Source organism: Streptococcus sp. HMSC077F03 (genome assembly GCF_001812375.1).
Taxonomy (GTDB): Bacteria; Bacillota; Bacilli; order Lactobacillales; family Streptococcaceae; genus Streptococcus; species Streptococcus oralis_S.
The window spans coordinates 29,638-49,414 of record NZ_KV808776.1 but is presented as its reverse complement, the minus strand read 5'-3'; the positions used below and the strand labels follow the sequence as shown (position 1 = coordinate 49,414).

18 protein-coding genes are annotated in these 19,777 nt (G+C 41.7%); 1 reads left to right on the top strand and 17 read right to left on the bottom strand.

Features of this window, described 5'->3' with window-relative positions:
• Positions 1 to 82 precede the first annotated feature (82 nt).
• The 8 genes from HMPREF2853_RS04235 to pbp2b form a co-directional block, all read right to left on the bottom strand.
• Positions 83 to 697, bottom strand: coding sequence for a hypothetical protein (locus HMPREF2853_RS04235; protein WP_070534982.1), 615 nt, complete (start codon positions 695 to 697; stop codon positions 83 to 85).
• Positions 694 to 1,323: a hypothetical protein gene (locus tag HMPREF2853_RS04230; RefSeq protein ID WP_049550287.1), complete on the bottom strand. Its 630-nt coding sequence runs from the start codon at positions 1,321 to 1,323 to the stop codon at positions 694 to 696. Before HMPREF2853_RS04230 ends, HMPREF2853_RS04235 begins: the two co-directional genes overlap by 4 nt.
• A complete protein-coding gene (locus HMPREF2853_RS04225) occupies positions 1,320 to 1,928 on the bottom strand; it encodes a hypothetical protein (RefSeq protein WP_070534980.1) in 609 nt (202 codons plus the stop codon). Before HMPREF2853_RS04225 ends, HMPREF2853_RS04230 begins: the two co-directional genes overlap by 4 nt.
• Before the next feature lie 10 nt (positions 1,929 to 1,938).
• Positions 1,939 to 3,513, bottom strand: coding sequence for an LXG domain-containing protein (locus HMPREF2853_RS04220; RefSeq protein ID WP_070534978.1), 1,575 nt, complete (start codon positions 3,511 to 3,513; stop codon positions 1,939 to 1,941).
• Entirely contained in the window at positions 3,504 to 3,875 is a 372-nt protein-coding gene (locus HMPREF2853_RS04215; protein ID WP_247954551.1) for a hypothetical protein, read from the bottom strand. Before HMPREF2853_RS04215 ends, HMPREF2853_RS04220 begins: the two co-directional genes overlap by 10 nt.
• Positions 3,863 to 4,138, bottom strand: coding sequence for a hypothetical protein (locus HMPREF2853_RS04210; protein WP_000509002.1), 276 nt, complete (start codon positions 4,136 to 4,138; stop codon positions 3,863 to 3,865). The genes HMPREF2853_RS04215 and HMPREF2853_RS04210 overlap by 13 nt, the downstream gene beginning before the upstream one ends.
• A gap of 303 nt (positions 4,139 to 4,441) precedes the next feature.
• On the bottom strand, positions 4,442 to 5,038 hold the full coding sequence (gene recR / locus HMPREF2853_RS04205; RefSeq protein ID WP_000966754.1) for a recombination mediator RecR: 597 nt from the start codon (positions 5,036 to 5,038) through the stop codon (positions 4,442 to 4,444).
• Positions 5,039 to 5,048: 10 nt separating this feature from the next.
• Complete coding sequence (gene pbp2b, locus HMPREF2853_RS04200; protein WP_070534974.1) at positions 5,049 to 7,091, bottom strand: penicillin-binding protein PBP2B; 2,043 nt, start codon at positions 7,089 to 7,091, stop codon at positions 5,049 to 5,051.
• Positions 7,092 to 7,346: 255 nt separating this feature from the next.
• Here pbp2b and HMPREF2853_RS04195 point away from each other — a divergent pair, with 255 nt between their 5' ends.
• Positions 7,347 to 8,198, top strand: coding sequence for a MurR/RpiR family transcriptional regulator (locus tag HMPREF2853_RS04195; protein WP_070534972.1), 852 nt, complete (start codon positions 7,347 to 7,349; stop codon positions 8,196 to 8,198).
• 15 nt (positions 8,199 to 8,213) lie between these two features.
• Here HMPREF2853_RS04195 and HMPREF2853_RS04190 read toward each other — a convergent pair whose 3' ends face one another.
• The 9 genes from HMPREF2853_RS04190 to HMPREF2853_RS04150 form a co-directional block, all read right to left on the bottom strand.
• Positions 8,214 to 9,098, bottom strand: a complete 885-nt coding sequence (locus HMPREF2853_RS04190) for an ROK family protein (protein WP_070534970.1) — start codon at positions 9,096 to 9,098, stop codon at positions 8,214 to 8,216.
• Positions 9,099 to 9,115: 17 nt separating this feature from the next.
• A complete protein-coding gene (locus HMPREF2853_RS04185) occupies positions 9,116 to 10,033 on the bottom strand; it encodes a dihydrodipicolinate synthase family protein (RefSeq protein WP_070534968.1) in 918 nt (305 codons plus the stop codon).
• Positions 10,034 to 10,204: 171 nt separating this feature from the next.
• Positions 10,205 to 10,849, bottom strand: a complete 645-nt coding sequence (locus HMPREF2853_RS04180; protein ID WP_070534965.1) for a YesL family protein — start codon at positions 10,847 to 10,849, stop codon at positions 10,205 to 10,207.
• Between the two features lie 20 nt (positions 10,850 to 10,869).
• A complete protein-coding gene (locus tag HMPREF2853_RS04175) occupies positions 10,870 to 11,322 on the bottom strand; it encodes a NanQ anomerase/TabA/YiaL family protein (protein WP_065371338.1) in 453 nt (150 codons plus the stop codon).
• 445 nt (positions 11,323 to 11,767) lie between these two features.
• Positions 11,768 to 12,607 (bottom strand): carbohydrate ABC transporter permease, encoded by an 840-nt coding sequence (locus HMPREF2853_RS04170; RefSeq protein ID WP_001183243.1) that lies wholly within the window; start codon positions 12,605 to 12,607, stop codon positions 11,768 to 11,770.
• Positions 12,608 to 12,622: 15 nt separating this feature from the next.
• Entirely contained in the window at positions 12,623 to 13,489 is an 867-nt protein-coding gene (locus HMPREF2853_RS04165; protein WP_186821128.1) for a carbohydrate ABC transporter permease, read from the bottom strand.
• A 219-nt stretch (positions 13,490 to 13,708) separates the two neighbouring features.
• The gene (locus HMPREF2853_RS04160) at positions 13,709 to 15,037 is read right to left on the bottom strand and encodes an extracellular solute-binding protein (protein ID WP_000672117.1); all 1,329 of its coding nucleotides are present in this window, start codon (positions 15,035 to 15,037) and stop codon (positions 13,709 to 13,711) included.
• A gap of 113 nt (positions 15,038 to 15,150) precedes the next feature.
• Positions 15,151 to 15,849, bottom strand: a complete 699-nt coding sequence (locus tag HMPREF2853_RS04155; protein WP_001135645.1) for an N-acetylmannosamine-6-phosphate 2-epimerase — start codon at positions 15,847 to 15,849, stop codon at positions 15,151 to 15,153.
• A 233-nt stretch (positions 15,850 to 16,082) separates the two neighbouring features.
• Positions 16,083 to 19,481: an SIALI-17 repeat-containing surface protein gene (locus HMPREF2853_RS04150; protein WP_070534962.1), complete on the bottom strand. Its 3,399-nt coding sequence runs from the start codon at positions 19,479 to 19,481 to the stop codon at positions 16,083 to 16,085.
• Positions 19,482 to 19,777: the final 296 nt, after the last annotated feature.

Below are 19,777 nucleotides of genomic sequence, written 5' to 3'. Positions count from 1 at the left end.
TCTTCTGGAAACCACATTTTGCCAGCTAGTTCCAAATAACCATAAGGTACTCTTTTTGTATAATCGCCTTTTAAGTATAATTTCATTCTTCCTCGTCGTCATAAACTGGCTCGCCATGGATTTTGATATATTCTTCCCACCCTCTGTGTAATTCATCCCAAAGGGGTTCATCAATCGCCTCCATAACCTCTAGTTCTTCCAAACTAATATCGACTGCTTCGTCGTAGGTCAAATTCAGTAGGTCTTTATGTTTCGTTTTGAATTCTTCAACACTCAGCCAAGTTTCTTTGTCGTCTTCGCTGATTTGACCGTCAATGGCAGATGCCACCTCAATCGCCATGATATAGAGCGCTCGCTTGTCAACCGTTAGAATATCTAGATGAGTGGAAATAATTCGCAAATAATCACCTTTCTCACGTCCATCGCTTTCATAAGAATTTTCTAGATCCAATGTCAAGTTTTCATATTCAAATGTCTTCCAAGGGTTTATATTTGTATTAAAATTTGCACTCTCCCAACGTTCGTCATTATATTTAAATTTATCCAACCGTAAATTCAAATGTAAATCTTCATCCCAAGCATAGGAAAAATCAAGTGGAATTCCTTTTCGCTCTTTGAACCACATTTTTTGAGCTATTTCTTTAAACTCTTCATAAAAATCAGTCTTGGTGTAATCACCTATGATATAAAGTCTCACTCGTCGTCCTCATCGTCATAAATACGTTCGCCATGGATTTTGATATACTCTTCCCGAAGTCGCTCTTCTTCTTCCCATAAAGGATCTCTTACTGGCACCATTGTCTTTAATTCTTCCAAACTAATTTCAACCGCTTCATCATAAGTCAGTGAAAGAACAGCCTTATGATATTCCTTAAATTCTTCTACACTTAGCCAACTTTGCTTGCCGTCTTCGCTAATCTGACCATCAATGGCAGATGCTACTTCAGTTGCCATAATGTATAAAGCACGTTTGTCTACAGTTAAAACATCTGTATGAGATGTGGCGATACGTAGATAATCCCCACGTTCTCTCCACTCTGTAATGAAAGTTTTTTCAAATTCCAATGTTATACTCTCATATTCCAAAGACAACCAAGGATTGCTCGGAATTATAAAAGAAGCTTTATCCCATCTTTCATCAACAGAAGCCCATTTGTGTAACCGAACACCAAAGTATAAATCATCCTGTAGCATGGCATCATCACCAACATTGGAGAAACTTATTTTCTTGCCTTTCCGTTCCTTAAACCACATCTTCCAAACAAGCTCTCTAGTTGTGAAGTCTATTTTTTTCGTATAATCACCTTTGATATAAAGTCTCATAAATCTGAGATATCGCCTCCATGTGCTAGTATATACTCTTTTCGACGAGTGGCTTCTTCCTCCCAAAGAGGGTCGTCTACCACATCCATCGTTTGAATTTCAGTCAAACTTAGTTCATTTGCTTCTTCAAAAGTTAGAGATAGAATATCCTCATGTTTTCTTTTAAACTCCTCGATTGTCAACCAGCTAGCCTTATTATCCTCGCTAATTTGCCCATCAATCACCTTTGCAATTTCAAGCGCCATAATGTACATGGCTCGTTTATCAACTGTTAAAACTTCTAGATGGGTGGTTAAAATACGGAGATAGTCTCCTTTTTCATTGTAGTCTGTAGCGAATGCATCTTCAAACTCTAGGTCAATACATTCGTCAAGATGTGAAAAGAGTCTTCGTACCCCTTCCTTTAGGGGGACACTAGACCATCTCTTATCAGCAGTGCTTTTCCTCAAGGATAAATTTGAGAAAAAATCTTCTTGTAATGCATCATTGTTCCCAGCATTTGAGTAAGAAATTTGCTCATCTTCTGGAAACCACATTTTGCCAGCTAGTTCTAAATAACCATAAGGTACTCTTTTTGTATAATCACCTTTTAAATATAATTTCATTGTTCACTCCTTATTGCGTCAAGTATTTAAAAGCTTTCCACATATTTTTGATAATTTCCTCTTTTGCACCTTGACCAAGTCCTTTTAGTTCAGAACGTTTGTTTACCCAGTCTACAATATCCTGCCTACTTGAAATCCTTGAAACCTCGATATCTATGTCAAGGTCATAACCCGATTTCCCACTCCCCGATTGAACTTGGATTTTCCCACTATCTGGCTCCGCATCAACTCGAATATTATCGACTTTTTTACCTTTAACTCGTCCAGAGACCTTTTTCCCAAAAGACTTACTCGTTGGTTTATTGGCCTGCCAGCTGTCATAGTTACTAGAATAATTAACCTGAATTTCACCATTTAGTAAGGCCGTCTTTGTGATAGCTGATAAGCTGGACACTGCTCCACTAGCTATCAGTACATTCCCATATTGTACCCCTGTTACGGATGCTGCCGTACCAGCTACGATACTTGTCCCTGCTGTTGGTGGACCAGCCATGATACTCAAGACTTCAAGGGCGCCACTCGCAAAGTAAACTCCCAATCCAGAGAAAATTTGAGCTACTCCACTCCAAAATTCGACTGAATTTGCTTCAAAGTTTTGGGCTTTTAGTTCATCAAACTTTTTGTTAACCAAATGAGTATAGTCAGCATCGTATTTCCCATTTTTTAAAACGACATAGCCTTGCTCCAAGGGATGAATGTCAATGATATTCCCTGTTTCATCAATCTTAAGAGTGTGATTGTAGTCGTCGATTATTTTATCCCATTCGGACTTGTCGTGACCTTTTAAGCGCTTCTTTAATTCGGCACGATAGTGGGCATCGCCATCATCCGATAGCATCATATCCCTAGAAGCTTTATTGATGGCACGAGTTTCCGAGTCTTGAAAATCTCTTTTGGCATGCGAAACAATCTTCACATCCTTCATCTTCTGCACCCAGCTCATGTCCAGACCGTCCGCATAGTAGTTGCCATCGCTATCGACAATGACTTTACTTAGTTGCGTAGCTCCTTGAATCGCTAGGCTAAGGACTTCTAGACTATCGCTGAAATACTGGGAAACCTCTGAGACAAAAAATTCTAGTTTTTCAATCTTGTCATCCAAATCCTGAATACCTGACTCGATTTGAGACTTAGTATTGTAGAGGATGGTCTTCTCAGAGAAAGCTTTCCCCCAATTCAGTGTAAAGAGGTCTTTGATTTGATTTAGCCAGTTCTCCCTCGCTTGAATCTGAGCTTCTACGATAGCTAACTGCTCTTCCCTCAATTTTTTCAGTTCCTTGAGCTGGTCCAGGTCCAAATCTCCATATCCTGAGACCTGAGCATCCGCATTTTTGTAGGAGGTCAACTCTAGTTGGATATCATCTATCGCTGCTTGTAACTTCTTGATGCTGGGGATGATAATCTCTGTAAAGAGACCCTTCCCAGCTGTGTAGGCCGCTCCTGTCAGCTCACCTGAGTCTAAAGAGGAAATCAGGTGGTCACATCCACTAGATAAGCGGTCCGTGACTTCATTTGCGACTTGGAGATTGTTAGTCATGGCCTGAATCAATTCTTGGGATTCTTGTGCGCTGTATTTTACTCCCATGGTAGCCGATTCCTTTCTGATATCAGTTCTTCTCTAGCTTCATCGAAAGACCGACGAGCCTTCTTCGTTTGTTTTCCCAATTCATCCAGTTCCTCTTCTACATAAGAGTTGATCTGTCGTTGAATGGTTCTATTTTCACTTTCGATTTGCTCTATCATTTGACGAGAACTGGGTGAGAGAGCCAATAGAGTCGCCATACGATGGTGGATGCTCTGGATTTCTGAGTGAAAGTGAGTTAGCTGCTGTTCATATTGTCTTTTTAGAGTCTGAAGACTTTCTTCTTTATCGTCAATCTTGACAATTTCTCTCCAAAGTTTGTAGCGTTTTTCTTCGTTCTTATCTGCCATTTTTAATGTTCCCACCTCTTAGCCTGCTCTACGTCGCGTTTTTCAATCTTATGAGCAATTTCTGGAAACTTATTTGCTTGGGTCAAAACAGCCGAGCTGAAATCACTGACCGCCTGAAGCATTTGATTGCAGGCCTGACGTCCAGCTTCCATCCCAGCAATTTCAGAAGTATACGAAAATTCTACCTGCTGATTTTGCTTCTTGCTCGTGTCATACCCGACCAATTCATTAATAGCTGCCTCTGCTGCTATCGTGCTAGATTTTATCTTTCCACCCATATTTCAAACTCCCTTTATTCATTGTATATTGACCATATCATAACACAAAAATAGTGCGATTTCAAAACAAACCCTAAGGGCAAATGCGCTCATCTCCTTAGAATAAACTCTATCGCTCAGTGAATGAGTTTGACAAAGACGTCACTAGTCATTTTGGAAACCCGTTTTCTTATGCCTTATAGTTCGAGTAGTTTTATTAGCAAGGCTTGTTCACCTCTCGTGAGAAACAGAAAAAGACAAGCCCTAAGAAAAATTCCTAGGGCTTGTCTTATGTGTCAAAATGAGCTACGTTTTTACTGACTCCTACAACTCTGTCCGATTTTCAATGGCTCGTAAGAGTGTGACTTCGTCCGCATACTCGATATCTGCTCCCACGGCTAGACCTCGTGCTAGGCGAGTGACCTTGATGCCAGCTGGCTTGAGGAGACGAGAGAGATACATAGATGTCGCTTCTCCATCCGCTGTCGCATTGGTTGCTACGATCACCTCTGAAACCTCACTATCCATGAGACGGGTCATGAGACTCTTGAGGTTGATATCGTCTGGGCTGATGCCATTCATCGGAGAAATAAGGCCATGCAAGACATGATAGAGTCCGTGGTATTCTTGGATATTTTCCATAGCAGCCACATCGCGACTATCCTCTAGCACCAAGATGGTTGTCTGGTCTCGAGTCGGATCCGTACAGATAGAGCAGGGGTCATCATCAGTCAAGCGACCACAGATGGAACAATAGGTCAATTCCCGTTTAGCAGACAGGAGATTCTTGGCAAATTCATTGACATCATCATCAGACATTCCAATGGTATAGAAGGCTAGGCGGGTAGCCGTTTTGATTCCGATACCTGGTAACTTTGAATAGCTATCAATCAGCTTGGCAATAGGTGTTGGATACAGCATAAGTTCCTTTCTAATTCATTGGATGGTGTTGGTGATAAAGATTGATAATGTCGCGTGCAATTGAAGGTCCGACACCGTTTGTAAGGTTGGTGTTATGAGGAAAGACGACTGCGACCGCGATTTGAGGATTTTCGGTCGGTGCATAGGCGACTGCGTTGGTATTATTGGCTTTTTGACCGCCATTAACGTAACTTTCCGCAGTACCCGTTTTCCCGCTGATGGAAACGGCTGCGCCATTTGAAAAGGCACGACCAGTTGTCAGAGCACTCGTTCCATGCGAAACTTGATAGAAACCTTGCTGCAAGATAGCCATATCTGATTCTGAGATATTGATCTTGTTTAGTTCCTTAGTGGCTGTTTCTTGAACCAGACTGCCTAAGCCACCTTGGTCATTGTTTGCATAAACTCCTTCAACGATGTGAGGAGCCAAACGTACGCCATTGTTTGCAATGGTTGCGACATACTGGGCTAACTGCATAGGTGTGTAGTTATCAAACTGACCAAAGGAATTATTGATATAGTTCCCCAAATCAAATTCTTTTGGCGTAAATCCTGTAGATTCATCTGGGAGGTCAATCCCTGTTGAAGCTCCGAGTCCATATTCCCCAAAAGTTGATCGCAATTTGCCCATTGCAGTCTCTAACTGTCCCGTTGCGACTGTCATGTTTGGTGTGTAGGTCTGTCCCATGATTCCTAGAGCAGTTTGAACCATATAGGTATTAGAAGAGTATTCTAGAGCCTCAACTGCTGTGATAGGGAAAGAGCCATAGGACAAGGTGTACCATGAATTGATAGGGGCCGAACCTTGGAAAACAATCGGTTGGTCTGTCAAGGTTTGATTACCTGACAAGACTCCATTTTCCCAACCAGAGCTGATGGTCGCCGCCTTAACAACAGATCCTGGCACAAAGACGTTGGTTATTGTTCCAAGCGAATCTGAACTTAATTTACCGGATTCGACATCATGCTTGACACCCGACATCGCCAGAACTGCACCAGTTTTAGGATTAAGAGCTACAGCGTAGACTCCTTCAGAATATTTGGCTCCACCGTTACCCAACTCTGAGTTGAAGTAGCTCTTGAGTAGGTCGTCCACACCATTCTGGAAAGCTAGGTCAACCGTTAATTTGATATTGTTTCCTTTGCTTCCTTCTTCAACATTTTCCACACTTTCCATATTTCCGTGTTTGTCGAGGTGGATTTCTTTGACGGAACGTTTGCCTTGAAGAACATCTTCATATTGCTTTTCAAGATAGGAAGTTCCCACTCGGTCATTGAGAGAATACCCTTTTTTGAGATAGGCATCAACTTCCTCTGCTGGAAGTCCTGACTTTTCATTTGAAACGCTACCGACGATTGTCGATAAAGAAGTGTCCAGTACTTTACGATCCCATGAGGTTGAAATACTGATACCTGGTAATTCCTTGGACGCTGATGCAACGAGAGCAACTTGGGTATCATCTAAGGCATCCGTAGAAATGGTTCCCGTTGCAAAATTTTCAACAGCATTGAGCTGACTAAAGAGATAGATTTCCTTTTTCTGGTCATCTGTATAATTAAGTTGACTCACGTCAATGCTTTCAACCGCATTATTGTAAAGTGTCGCTTCCGATAAGCGGTTCCCATCTGAATCCAGGCGTTTATCGCTTGGCAAGGATTCGACTGTTTTTTTGTAAATATCCTGGTCCGCCAAGTAGTAGTCTGCAATCTGTCGATCTGTCAGATCAGGAGAGGTTACATTTACATATGTGAGGAGTTTCTTGGCTGTCTCCTTCAATACAGCTGCTGTCATTTTATTGTTTCGTGTGAAAGAAACAACTTGCTTGACAGTATTTTCTACCAAGGGTTTCCCTGCCGCATCATAGATCTGTCCACGAGCTGAACTGGTTGTTACCCTTGTTTGGCTGGCTGAGGCCAATTTTGTTTCATAGAAATCTTTATTGAGCACCTGCATGTATAACAAACGACCAATAATGGCCATAAAGAGCAGGATGACAATCGCAAATAATAAATTAAGCCGAATCGGAATCGAATGGCTATTAAATTTTCTCATACAACTAAGACTCTTTTCTAGAAAAATTCCCGATTTCCACCTTTATTTTCCCTAAAATAATAGAGTAAACAGGTGAATCTCAGTACATTTCATTGTACCATATTTTACGGAGAAACTCTTGGAAAAGTCGAAGCATTTTTTGACTTTCAACTGAAAATGCCTTTTTATTTGGTTATCCTAACTTCTATGATATAATGATAGTAATAGTTAGGAAAGCGTTAACTTTTAAGACTTTGACTCATAAAAAGGAGCCTCATGAACAAGCCAGATATCGCAACCATAATCGACCTCCATTTTGAAGAATTAACCGAGCTCGAGCAAGAAATCGCTCGCTATTTTTTGCAAGCTGAAACGATCCAAGATGAGCTCTCTTCTCAGCAAGTTACCCAGAAATTACATATCTCCCAAGCAGCCTTGACCCGCTTTGCCAAAAAGTGTGGTTTTACAGGCTACCGAGAGTTCGTCTTTCAATACCAGCATCAGGCTAGTAAACCGGACACTCATTCGCACAAACACAGTCCCTTGACCAAACGTGTTTTGCGAAGCTACAGTATCATGCGAGAACAAACTCAGGATTTGATCGACGAAGAACAACTGGAACGCGTCGCCCAATTAATCGATGACGCAGAACGAGTTTACTTCTTTGGGACGGGAAGTTCTGGTCTGATTGCCCGTGAGATGAAACTGCGCTTTATGCGTCTAGGTGTTGTCTGTGAAGCTTTGACCGACCAGGATGGCTTTGCATGGACGACCAGTATCATGGATGAAAATTGTCTGGTACTTGGCTTTTCTCTATCAGGCACTACCCAATCCGTCCTCGATAGTTTGTTGGATGCCAAGGAAATGGGTGCCAAGACCATTCTCTTTACCAGCGCTCCAAATAAAAATAGTCAGGCCTACACCGAAACGGTCCTTGTGGCAAGCCACAGTCAATCTTCTTACATCCAGCGTATTTCCGCTCAACTCCCTATGCTCATTTTAATAGATTTGATTTATGCCTACTTTTTGGAAATCAATCGCGAGAGCAAGGAAAAAATCTTTAACAGCTATTGGGAAAATAAAAAACTCAATGGCTATCGTAGACAAAAACGCGTTAGAAAATCCTAGTTTGGTTAAACCAAACTAGGATTGTTTTGTTTTGAAATGATAATAGGCTCCCAACATCCCTGCTGTGTTTTGGTGATGGGCAAATTCTAATCGTGTTTTTTCAGCTAGGCTTGGCACCAAGGCCGCCTTCAAGGCTGTGCGGATCTTCGGTTTGAGGATAGCCTCTTGCCCCATGATCCCGCCACCGAGAATGACCACTTCTGGATTGGCAACGTAGCAAATATTTGCCAGACCTTTTCCTAGATAGTCTACCATGCGGTCAATGCCAGCCATACAGATCTTGTTTCCTTCTGTAGCTTCCTTGAAAATGCGTCGACCATTCCACTGATCAACTGAATCTCCATGAGCTGCTGCTACATACTCTACCAAGGCTGACGTAGAAGCCAGGTCTTGGAAAGCTCCATCCTGCATATGCATATAACCGACTTCGCAAGCTGAGTTGCTAAATCCATGGAAGACTTTCCCATCCATAATCAAGCAACCACCGATACCTGTTCCAATGGTCAAGCAAAGTGTCACACTCGCTCCCTTGCCTGAACCAGATACTGCCTCAGCAAGACCTGCGCAGTTGACATCATTTTCAATCTCACAAGGAATAGCAAAACTCGTCTCGATTTCCTTCTTGAACTGGGTTCCTGCATAGTTGGGAATCTGAGGTCCAGCGTAGAAAATTTCCCCCTTATCAGGATCCACCATCCCTGCAGAAGAAATGGCAACACCTGCTACTGGGCCTTTTTCTAAATAGCTGGCTACGATATCTTTTGTCTTTTGTAAGATATGAGGACCACCCTTATGCGCCTCAGTTGGCATTTCATGCGATTCAACAAGTTGGCCTTCTTGGTCAATCAAACCATATTTGATATTGGTTCCACCGATATCAATTGCAACGTAGTGTGTCATAAATACCTCCTTATGGATTAGAGGAAGCGCTCCTTGGTTTCACGAATCAAGGCTGCAGCTGCTTCTACAACTGGTCGATCTTCTTCCGTCACTGGCGTCAATGGTGAACGAACTGAACCAATGTTAAGTCCTTCATTGATCTTCAAGACTTCTTTGATGACACCGTACATATTTCCATGTGCAGCAGTCAATTTACCAATGATTGCGTTGATAGCGTATTGCAATTCACGCGCTGTTTCCAATTCTTTCTCAGCAATCAACTCATTGAGTTTCAAGAAGAGTTCTGGCATCGCACCGTAAGTACCACCAATACCAGCTTTGGCACCCATGAGTCGACCACCTAGGAACTGTTCATCTGGACCATTAAAGACGATGTGGTCTTCTCCACCAAGGCTGACAAAGGTTTGGATATCTTGAACTGGCATAGAAGAGTTCTTAACACCGATAACACGAGGATTCTTCAACATTTCAGTATAAAGACTTGGAGTCAAAGCAACACCTGCCAATTGAGGAATATTGTAGATAACGTAGTCTGTGTTTGGAGCTGCAGCACTGATATCGTTCCAGTATTTGGCAACTGAGTATTCTGGCAAGCGGAAGTAAATCGGTGGAATCGTTGCAATGGCATCTACACCCAAGCTTTCCGCGTGGCGAGCAAGTTCCATACTGTCTTTGGTATTGTTGCAGGCAACGTGAGCGATGATAGTCAATTTGCCCTTGGCAACTGCCATAACTTCTTCCAAAATCAACTTGCGGTCTGCCACACTTTGGTAGATACATTCACCAGAAGAACCGTTGACATAGAGACCTTGAACTCCCTTATTAATAAAGTATTGAACCAAGGCACGCGTACGCTCTGGACTGACTTCTCCTTGATCATCATAACATGCGTAGAAGGCTGGAATGACACCTTCGTATTTTTTCAAATCTGACATAGATTTTCTCCTAAGATTTCTTTTTTTCTGCTGAGAGCAGTTCTATTTTTTACAAGTTTAGTATACACCTTGTGAAAATCGCTTTCAATATCTTGTATACACTTAGATTTTAGTTTCTACTTGTATTTTAGAAACTGTAACGATTGAAAGTAGTTTCAGAAACACTTCGTCCTACTGGTATTTGGCGAAGATTTTCTCCATCAAACCTGCTTGGAGAAAGACTAGCAAACCAAAACCAAAGAGGATAAAAGCTGACCCACCCAAAAGGAGAGTGAAGGCGGATAGATAAAGAACCATCACGATGAGAAAGAGAATGGCTAACATGAGGAAGAACCAAGGAAAGTTAAAACTTGCCAAGATAAGCCCTTTTTGCAGCACTTCTTTCCAAGACAAATCATAGCGCGCAGCGATGGGATAACTAGCCAACATCACCAGAGTGAGGAAGATGAGAATCCCCAAACAAATAGCCTTGACAATCTGGAAAGGCAAAGCTGCCTGGCCCCAGAAAAGATAGAGATCTAGAAGGCTCAATGACACAATGCCTAACTCTAACAGACCCAACTGAAGCCCCAGTTTCAGATTTTGCTTGAAAGCTCTTAGATAGGTTCTGAAAACTGGAACTCTTCTGCTTCTCTTAATCTCAAACATGGTCTTGTAAAGGCTGATTTTCGCCACTCCAATCGTCACGATGGGCAAACAAGAGACGACAAAAAGAAGATTGACTGTGACGATATCCAAGACCTTCTCGCTGAAACGCATGAGAAAATTATCTGTATCAAATGCTGCCTTGATAAGGCTTACTCCTTTTTGTGCCATGTTTGCTCCTCCTGATTCTTTTAATCAATCAAAATTTTAAAGAGATACTTGCGAACTTTTTCTTCCATCCCTGCGTAGCCATTTGGCTGATGCGGTTCTCCTGGGAAGAAAATCGCAAAATTGTGATAGCCCAACAAGAGTGGGTATTTTTCATGACAATGGACAAAGCCAATGTCACTCGCTTCGTCGAATGCTACTGATTCATCTATGATACGTGAACCGTAGCTCGAATATTCATGTCCTTCTACCAGCAAATGCAAGTCTGCATAGTTCTTATGATGCTCAAATTGATCATTTTCAGCTTGATTGAGGACATTTTCCTGAACAACTAGAAAGACCTTGTCCCCGTCAATCTCATACTTGCCGAGTTCGAAAGAATCCTTACGGTGCTGATAGAGATAGTTAATAGCCTTGTCTAGATTGGGATGGATTCCCTTGTAAAAGGCGATGTTTTTCAAATCGTCAAAAATCATACTGTTTCCTTCGTTTCTGATAGTTACTATTTTTCAGTTTCGAATTATCTTTTCTCTATTTCCCTGTAATAGTGCGGACGGAAGCAAATTCCTTCGGAATTTCATTCCTAATTTTTGAGCCTTTTGCTCTTTCATCGTCAGTCTCAAAAATTCCGTCTAAGATAAGCGTAAGATGCTTATCTTAGATACCACTAAAGCGGAAAATAGCCACCATAAAACGAACCTACTCTAACTAGTATCATGAAAAGAGTTCATTCTTAAGTTTATAAGTGTCTGACAAAACTTCACGAAGTAACTGCATACTCTCCATTTTGTAGACACTTATAACTCTGTATTCTCTTATACTCAATGAAAATCGAAGAACAAACTAGGAAGCTAACCCCAGGCAATACTTAAGTATGGCAAGGTAACGCTAACGTCGTTTAAACTCGATTTTCGCAAGGTCTTATCCTTTAACAGCTCCCATAGTAATCCCTTGAGTGAAGGATTTTTGGAAGACAAGGAAGACGGTTACGATTGGCACGGCTGCTAGAGCTGCACCCGCCATGATCAAACCATAGTTGGTTGCCATTTCGGCCTGCATGGTCGCAACCCCGAGTGAGATGGTCAAGTTTTGACGTGAAGTCAACATAACCAACTGCATAAAGTAGTCGTTCCAAGTATTGATGAAGGTAAAGATTGCAAGGGCTGCAAATCCTGGTTTCACGATAGGGAAGGCTACGCTCCAGAAAGTACGGATCTCACCACAACCGTCGATTTTAGCTGATTCAAGCAATTCTGTTGGGATGTTTTCACTGAACTGTTTCATGAGGAAGACCCCAAATGGCCATCCAATCAAAGGCAAAATCACTGCCCAAAGTGTATCGTGAATTCCCATGAAGTTGACGATACGTACCAATGGTACAAGGACAACTTGTTTTGGAAGAGCCATGGCAGCGATAAAGACTGCAAAGAGAATGCGCTGACCATAGAAACGTTTTTTAGCCAAGACATAACCTGCTAGAGAAGAGGTTGCGCAGACTAAGAACATGGTTACCAGTGAGATAAATACAGAGTTCCACATCCACTGCATAGCAGGGTTTTGCACCATGAGTTGTTGGAAGTTCTCCATGGTTGGCATTTTAGGGAACCACTGTGGCGGAATCATAATGGTATCAGGCTGTGATTTGAAGGCCCCTGTCAAGATCCAGTAGAATGGAAAGATGAACAGTACGGTCAACAAGAGCAAGATAATCGTTGAAATAACAGTGAAAGCTGTTAAGGGTTTCTTTTGTGTAGGTTGCATAACTGTCTCCTTTCTTTAGTATTCTACGTCGTTTCCGAGGATCTTGAATTGAGCAAAGCTGACAATGGCAATCATCACTGCTAAGAAGACACCGATGGTATTGGCATAGCCGTACTCTGTCAATTGGAAGGCTTTTTCGTAAAGGTAGTACATCAAGGTACTTGTTGAATAGTTTGGACCACCAGAAGTCAAGAGCTGAATCAAGGCGAAACATTGGAATGAGTTGATGGTTGTAATGATCGCGATGTAAAGAGTTGTTGGAAGAAGGCTAGGCCATTTGATCTTCCAGAAGACTTGAAACTCAGTCGCACCGTCTACACGCGCTGCTTCAACAAGTGAGTTGTCAATATTTCCCATAGCAGCGATATAAAGGATAATCGGTTGACCAACAGATGTTGTCAAAAGGATGATCATAATCGCTAGCAAGGCCCAGTTTTTATCACCCAACCAAGAAATGTTTTGGCTGATGACATGACTTGACTTAAGGACAAAGTTTAGAATCCCTGATAGGGGGTCATAGATCCATTTCCATACAACCGTTACGGCAACACTACCTGTAACTACAGGAAGGAAGAAGACGAAACGATAAAAAGAACGGGCAATGGCATTTTGATGATAGGTTTGAGATGCTACAAAGAGCGAGAAGAGAACCACAATCGGAACAGATCCAATAACCAGAATAACGGTATTGATCAAAGACTTCACAAAGACAGGGTCTTTAAACATGCGAATGTAGTTGTCCAAGCCCACAAACTCAAATTTAGTCATGGAGTAGTTAAAGAAACTTGTAATGAATCCCATAATCATAGGAGCCAAGACAAAGATGACAAAGAAAAATAACACTGGTGCTAGGAAAGCGTAGGAAATCACTGTTTCCCGCATACGAATTTTATTGACTTTCACAGTCGGCACCTCTCTTTCAAATAGAATAGTTTTTGATTTTCTTGAACTGTTTTAAAACCAAAATGAAATTTTTTAAGATTCGCTTATGTAAGAACTTCATTTTAATTTCGTGACAGTTCCTACCATTTCAAACAAAAGTCCCCCTTTTCTTACACCATAGTGCACAGGGAAAAGGGGGGAATCAATCTGACTTAGCGCTTATTGTTTTGTAGCTTTTTTGATGGTTTCGTTAGCTTTTTCAGTGAAGGCTTTCAAAGCATCCGCTGGTTTTTCGTCACCATTTGATACAGATTGCAACATTGGGAACCAAAGTGTTCTCATTTCAGCAAATCCATCGATAGTATTGTAGTATGGTGAGTAGTATTTAGTCCAGCCACTGATTGTTTCCATACGTTTGTCTTCATAAAGTTTACCAAATGAAGTACGAACTGGGAAGGCGCCTGTACGAACTACGTCTTTAGGACCCCATTCTTTGTCATCTGCGATGAATTGAACAAATTTCTTAGCAGCTGCGATTTTCTTATCGTCTTTGTTGTTAAATACTGCAAATCCGTTTACAAGGTATTCAAGAGATGGTTTACCAGAGTCTGATGGGAATGGTACTTCTACCACGTCTACCTTACTTGCTTCCAAGAGTTTCGCTTGGATACCGTTTTGAGCTGGTGCCCAAAGGATTGTGTATGAAGTTTGACCGTTGGCAAAGTTTTGGATATCTGCTCCACCGTCAAATTGTGAACCGTTGTTCAACAAACCGTCTTTAATCCAGCTAGCAGCTTTTTCAAGACCTTTGACGAATTTAGGATCGTCTGTTGTATATTTGGTTACGTCTTTGTCTGTTACAGAACCGCCATAAAGGTTTGCAATGAAGGCACGTGTTCCTTGGTCTCCCCCTTGACCAGAACTGAACAATGAACCTGGTGTATAGCCTTTATCTTTAAGCGCTTTCAAAACTTTTTCAAAGTCATCAGTTGTCCAACCTTCTTTTACAAGGTTTGCAACTCCAGCATCTTCCAACATTTTCTTGTTCATAGCCATGTAGAATGGAGCTGAACTGATTGGATACATGTAAGCTTTGTCTCCAGCCTTACTTGCTTGTACGATGTTTTCGTTGTTGACATCTTTGACGAATTCGTCTGTGAAGAGGTCGTTCAACTCAGCCAATTTACCATTTTTACCGTATTGGATGATACGCCCTGGTGCGTCAAAAAGTACGTCTGGCGCTGTTCCTGCTTCGATAGCTGTTGTGATCTTTTCAGGTCCTGACTTGAAGTCAATGGTTTCCAATTTCACTTTTACATCTGGATTTGCTTTTTCAAAAGCTTCGATGATTGATTTTTCATAAGTTCCAACACCGTCACCCGTTTTTTCTTGTGTGAAGACTGGGAATGCCCACCAAGTGATTTCTGTTTTTCCGCTATCGCTACTAGAGCTTCCAGCATCTTTACTTCCACCAGAGTTACCACAAGCCGCAAGGCCAAGAATCGCAGCACCCGCAAGTACTGTACAAGCTAGTTTTCTAAATTTCATTTGTATTCTCCTAATTGATAAGCGTATCCATATTGGATAATGAGTTCTTTGAATTTGTATACGTTTTCATTTTATCCGACGCATCGACCACTCTCCTCTTTTTTGAGATTGTGTTATTTAAGACCGGCAACAAAGCGTTCCGTAATCTCTTTTGGTCTAGTAATAGCTCCACCAACAACGATACCTCGCACCCCATACTCAAGGATTTGCTTAGCTTGTTCTGGTGTATGAATTTTCCCTTCAGCGATGACATCCACACCTGCTTCACACAGTTTTTTGATCAGTTCAAAGTCTGGACCATCCACTTTCGGACTATAAGAGGTGTAACCTGATAGGGTTGTTCCAACAAAATCAATTCCTGCTTCAACTGCTGCTATACCCTCTTCAAACGTACTGGTATCAGCCATTAAGAGTTGATGCGGATATTTTTCTTTGACTTGTCGGATAAAGTCCTGAATTTCCAAACCGTCGTAACGTTCACGTTTGGTACAATCCAGAGCAATGACCTCAATGTCTAGTTCAGCCAGTTCATCCACTTCTTTCATCGTAGCTGTAATGAAAGGCTCCTGTGGCGGATAGTCACGTTTGATAATCCCGATAATCGGGAGTTTCGTAACCTCCTTAATCTCCTTGATATCTCGAACACTGTTTGCTCGGATACCGACTGCTCCACCTTGCTCAGCCGCTTTGACTAGCAAGGGAATGACTCCTCCCGCTTCTGTATAAAGCGGTTCGTGAGGAAGTGCCTGGCAAGAGACAATGATTCCATCTTTGATTTGTTCAATCAAGGCTTCTTTGCTGATCTGTGGCATCCTCTTTCCTCCCTTTCTTGTTCTTATGGGCTTATTATATATCATTTGTTAAGCGCTTTCAATAGATTGTAGTAGAATAGATTTCAGTTTCAAAACTATTTTATAGAACAGACTATCCTGAAAGTAGTTTCAGACTTCTTATGATTTTGAATCAACCTGAATGTCGTCAAAAAAGATAGCAGGCTGAAAAACCTGCTACCTCTTCCGATACCTAGTCAAATAGCTTTTACTTATTATTCTTTTCTCTTCTTGCCAAATGCAAACAAGGATAAAAGAACACCTGCAAGACCAAGGGAAATCAGTGAGCTTGTTTCCTTGCTTCCTGTATTTGGAAGTTCATCTTGTTTAGCGGCTGGCGCTTGATAGGTCACATCTTGGCCTAGAGACAGTTTGTTGTCTGCAGCTACTAATACTAGATTGGTGTCTCCCTTGTACTCTGGCACTTCATGGACTGCTGCCTCAGCGCCATTGACACCTCCCTTATACTCTGGCAGGTCATTTGAAGCTGCCAAGACAAAGTTAGCACCTCCTCTATATTCCGGAAGTTCGTTTGAGGCTGCTAGAACTGCATTGACACCACCCTTGAACTCTGGAAGTTCATGGACTGCTGCCTCAACAGCGTTGACCCCACCTGTAAATTCAGGCTTTTCAACCGTTGGCGCTGGTTCTTCGCCTACTGTTGATAATGGACCGGTGTACTCTGGCATCTCTGCCACTGGGGCTTCCTCAGCATTGACTCCACCAGTGAATTCGGTTTTTTCTACTGTAGGAGCTGGTTCTTCACCTACTGTTGCCATTGGACCTGTATACTCCGGAACTTCATGAACCGCTGATTCTTCTGCATTAACACCACCTGTGAACTCTGGAACCTCATGGATAGCAGCTTCACTGCCATTAATACCATCGCTTAGTTTAGAGCCAGCTAAAGAAACTGGTAAATTGTGCATGCTTTCAATTGCACCCTCAGCTAGACCTGTAATCCTTTGACCCATATCCCCTGGGTCTATTGTGAATAGGAGAGTTTTTGTATCGTACTGGGTCATAAAGGTTGCTGTCTTGCCATTTGCCAATTGAAGGGTCGGAGCCTTGTTGACCAATACTTCCGAATCGAACTCCATGGCTATAATGCCTGGCCATTTTTGGATAGCATATTTTACTTTTGCTTCTTTAGGAGAAACTCTTTCCTTGGTCAAGAAATCCCAGTTGAACTTCTTGAAGGAAAGTGTGTATGGAACACCTCCAGGAGCATGGTGTTCATATAAAAGTCCAAATTCATCTGGTCCGATTTGTTGAAGTGAGTTATAAGCATACTCACCTTCTTGAATCAAATGGTGGTGCAACCAAGTTAACTGACCATCTTCTTCTACACGAGCCACTCGAATATAACCATTTTTACGACCAGGACCATTTGCATTTGCTAATAGAATATACTCTTTGCCATTTTGAACCGTGTGAGTCGCAGCCATTTGAACATAAACGTCTGGCACATCGTAGCGTTCAACGTTATTGTCCCAAGTTAGACCACCATCATGACTGGTTGCAACCTGTAGATCTTCTGTCAACCCACGCATAAAGAGTTTGAGGTCCCCATTGTTTAACTGAACAACTGAAGCTTCTGTATTTTGAGCATAATAATTACTCATTGTACTTGAATCGACTACTGTACCATCATAAAGTGTACGATTGTCGTTGACACCACCACCCATATGCCAAGTCTTACCATGGTCGTCTGAGTAGATGATTCGAGATGATTGAGAACCATTGAGGTGGTTGGTACGGTTAGTTGTATAGACAGGAACGACGATTCGACCTTTATGTGGTCCAGTACGAAGGGTAATCCCCACTCCAGGACCTACTCCTAGGAATTTCATCCAATCGGCTTTGACCATCGGAGTAATATCTTGAGGCGCTGACCAGGTCTTCCCGTCGTCATCGCTGTAAGACATCCATAGGTAGCTATCCTTCGCAATTCTAAATGGAGAAGTTTTGTTTGTTGTGAAGTAGATATTGCCCAGTAGCTGGTCACCCTTGTATAGATCACCCTTGTCGCTATAGGCCGGTTTAACAGGTTCTACAACAACACGGTAGTCTGTTGCTTTACCATCTGGAGTGTAAACTGTACCATTTTCTCGAATAGTATAAGCTTCCTGTTCACCTTCTCGATAGAGGAGTTGATAGGTTTTACCATTGATTTCTTTGTAGGCTTCTTCTTTTTGCGAAGACATTCCAAAGATTCCTTTTCCTTCTGGGAACATGTCATAAATGGCAAAAATGCGTTTGGTTTCAGGATCTTGAGTCAGGGTCATATCGATATTCACTGGTGAACCGATTGATGGATCAGAAGCCTTTGGATTGTCACGTAGGTTGGTAATAGTTACTCGATCTCCCCAAGTTTTACCATTATCTTTACTGCGTCTAATGACCATGCCGATATCACCCCAGTCACTCGAATGGAGACGGCGTTCATCTGCACCTGCAATCAGCGTTCCTTTATCTGTCTTGAGAAGGGCTGGGATACGATAACTCTTGATACCATCTTTATTTGGTTGATTGTTCCTACCACCTTCAAAGACGTCTTCTTTCTCAGTGACTTTTGCTCCCTCAGGAAGTTTCTGTTCCAATTCACCTCTTTCAAATAATTGACTTCGTGTTTGAACTTCATCTGGGTTTAAAGCACGATCGTAAACAGTTAGGTTTCGTACTTGTAGGTTTGATGCCCAAACAGTTTTATTGCCCCGTTTGGTTGCTCCAAGTTGAGCTTGATTAACATCTGGCATATCTTTGATGAAGTTACCAGATTTGAGACTTGTTCGAGATAAGACACCATTCACATAAAGACGAACTCGACCATGAGGTAACTCTGCTGTTGGTTGTTCGACAGTAAAGGTCACGGAATTCCATTGTCCAGGACGAACTTTCAAAGGAGCATCTGTATACTTATCATAGAACTGCTCTCCATTAGCGCCACGCCCTTCAATAAGAGCTGTATTATCAAGGACCGACATAGTAAAGTACTCATTTTCCTTGGTGTCACTGGATACAGAAAAGAGATTGTAAAAGCGTGGAGCTGATGCATCTGGTTTGAACTCCATGTGAACTGTAGCATTTTTTAGTTGCTTTAGTTTGTCTAGTTCATTTGATAAATCAACTCTCTGACCATTTGCTGCATTGGTTTCAACATCTTCTTTTTCAAGGACAGGATTAGCATTTTTTAAATCTCTTGAGTAATAGTCACGAGGAATAGCACCCTGATCCTCTGATTCCTCTTCCTTATTTGCTTCTTCTGCAGGGGTTTCCGTAGAGGATGGGGTTTCTGATTCTGCACTCTCATTTTTTTTCAAATGATCTTGGTCCACCTCAACGCCGTTGTCTTGAGCTGCTGCCAATTTACCAGCCAAATCCTTATCCAAATGAGCAAGATCTCCCGAGGACGCTTCTTTTGGTAACTCTGATAATCCTTGCCCTTGACCAGAATCGACTGTTTCTGTACTAGCGCCTGCTGCATTGGCTTGCTCTTGGGCTAAGACTGGATTTACTCCAAATACTACTGTACCAATCACTACTGAGGCTGCTCCGATTGCAAATTTTCGAATTCCGTATCGCTGTTTCCGATGTAAAGAGTTGTAATTCATGTTTGTCCTTCCATTTTTCATAAAAAATAAAGCGCTTTCTTTTTTCTTTAAAAATTTTTATTGCCTCTTAAGAGAGACAAGATTTAACAAGAAAGTAACAACTAAATGAGAACTCCCGTTCCTCTCTCATTTTCTACTAGGTCATACCTTTAATCACCCAGTAGCCATCTCCCTCCTTTCAAAAGTGACTTTTCCTTTATTATACAATAAAGTCATATTTTTATATCTATGTTACCACAGAATAGATTTCAATTTCAAGAATATTTTAATATTTTAAATTTTCTGAAAGTACTTTT

What these genes read in the sequence shown, in the direction of transcription:
- HMPREF2853_RS04230 (WP_049550287.1), bottom strand. Translation starts at nt 1,323, where the DNA reads ATGAGACTTTATATCAAAGGTGATTATACGAAAAAAATAGACTTCACA.
- HMPREF2853_RS04225 (WP_070534980.1), bottom strand. Translation starts at nt 1,928, where the DNA reads ATGAAATTATATTTAAAAGGTGATTATACAAAAAGAGTACCTTATGGT.
- HMPREF2853_RS04220 (WP_070534978.1), bottom strand. Translation starts at nt 3,513, where the DNA reads ATGGGAGTAAAATACAGCGCACAAGAATCCCAAGAATTGATTCAGGCC.
- HMPREF2853_RS04210 (WP_000509002.1), bottom strand. Translation starts at nt 4,138, where the DNA reads ATGGGTGGAAAGATAAAATCTAGCACGATAGCAGCAGAGGCAGCTATT.
- recR (WP_000966754.1), bottom strand. Translation starts at nt 5,038, where the DNA reads ATGCTGTATCCAACACCTATTGCCAAGCTGATTGATAGCTATTCAAAG.
- pbp2b (WP_070534974.1), bottom strand. Translation starts at nt 7,091, where the DNA reads ATGAGAAAATTTAATAGCCATTCGATTCCGATTCGGCTTAATTTATTA.
- HMPREF2853_RS04195 (WP_070534972.1), top strand. Translation starts at nt 7,347, where the DNA reads ATGAACAAGCCAGATATCGCAACCATAATCGACCTCCATTTTGAAGAA.
- HMPREF2853_RS04190 (WP_070534970.1), bottom strand. Translation starts at nt 9,098, where the DNA reads ATGACACACTACGTTGCAATTGATATCGGTGGAACCAATATCAAATAT.
- HMPREF2853_RS04185 (WP_070534968.1), bottom strand. Translation starts at nt 10,033, where the DNA reads ATGTCAGATTTGAAAAAATACGAAGGTGTCATTCCAGCCTTCTACGCA.
- HMPREF2853_RS04180 (WP_070534965.1), bottom strand. Translation starts at nt 10,849, where the DNA reads ATGGCACAAAAAGGAGTAAGCCTTATCAAGGCAGCATTTGATACAGAT.
- HMPREF2853_RS04175 (WP_065371338.1), bottom strand. Translation starts at nt 11,322, where the DNA reads ATGATTTTTGACGATTTGAAAAACATCGCCTTTTACAAGGGAATCCAT.
- HMPREF2853_RS04170 (WP_001183243.1), bottom strand. Translation starts at nt 12,607, where the DNA reads ATGCAACCTACACAAAAGAAACCCTTAACAGCTTTCACTGTTATTTCA.
- HMPREF2853_RS04165 (WP_186821128.1), bottom strand. Translation starts at nt 13,489, where the DNA reads ATGCGGGAAACAGTGATTTCCTACGCTTTCCTAGCACCAGTGTTATTT.
- HMPREF2853_RS04160 (WP_000672117.1), bottom strand. Translation starts at nt 15,037, where the DNA reads ATGAAATTTAGAAAACTAGCTTGTACAGTACTTGCGGGTGCTGCGATT.
- HMPREF2853_RS04155 (WP_001135645.1), bottom strand. Translation starts at nt 15,849, where the DNA reads ATGCCACAGATCAGCAAAGAAGCCTTGATTGAACAAATCAAAGATGGA.
- HMPREF2853_RS04150 (WP_070534962.1), bottom strand. Translation starts at nt 19,481, where the DNA reads ATGAATTACAACTCTTTACATCGGAAACAGCGATACGGAATTCGAAAA.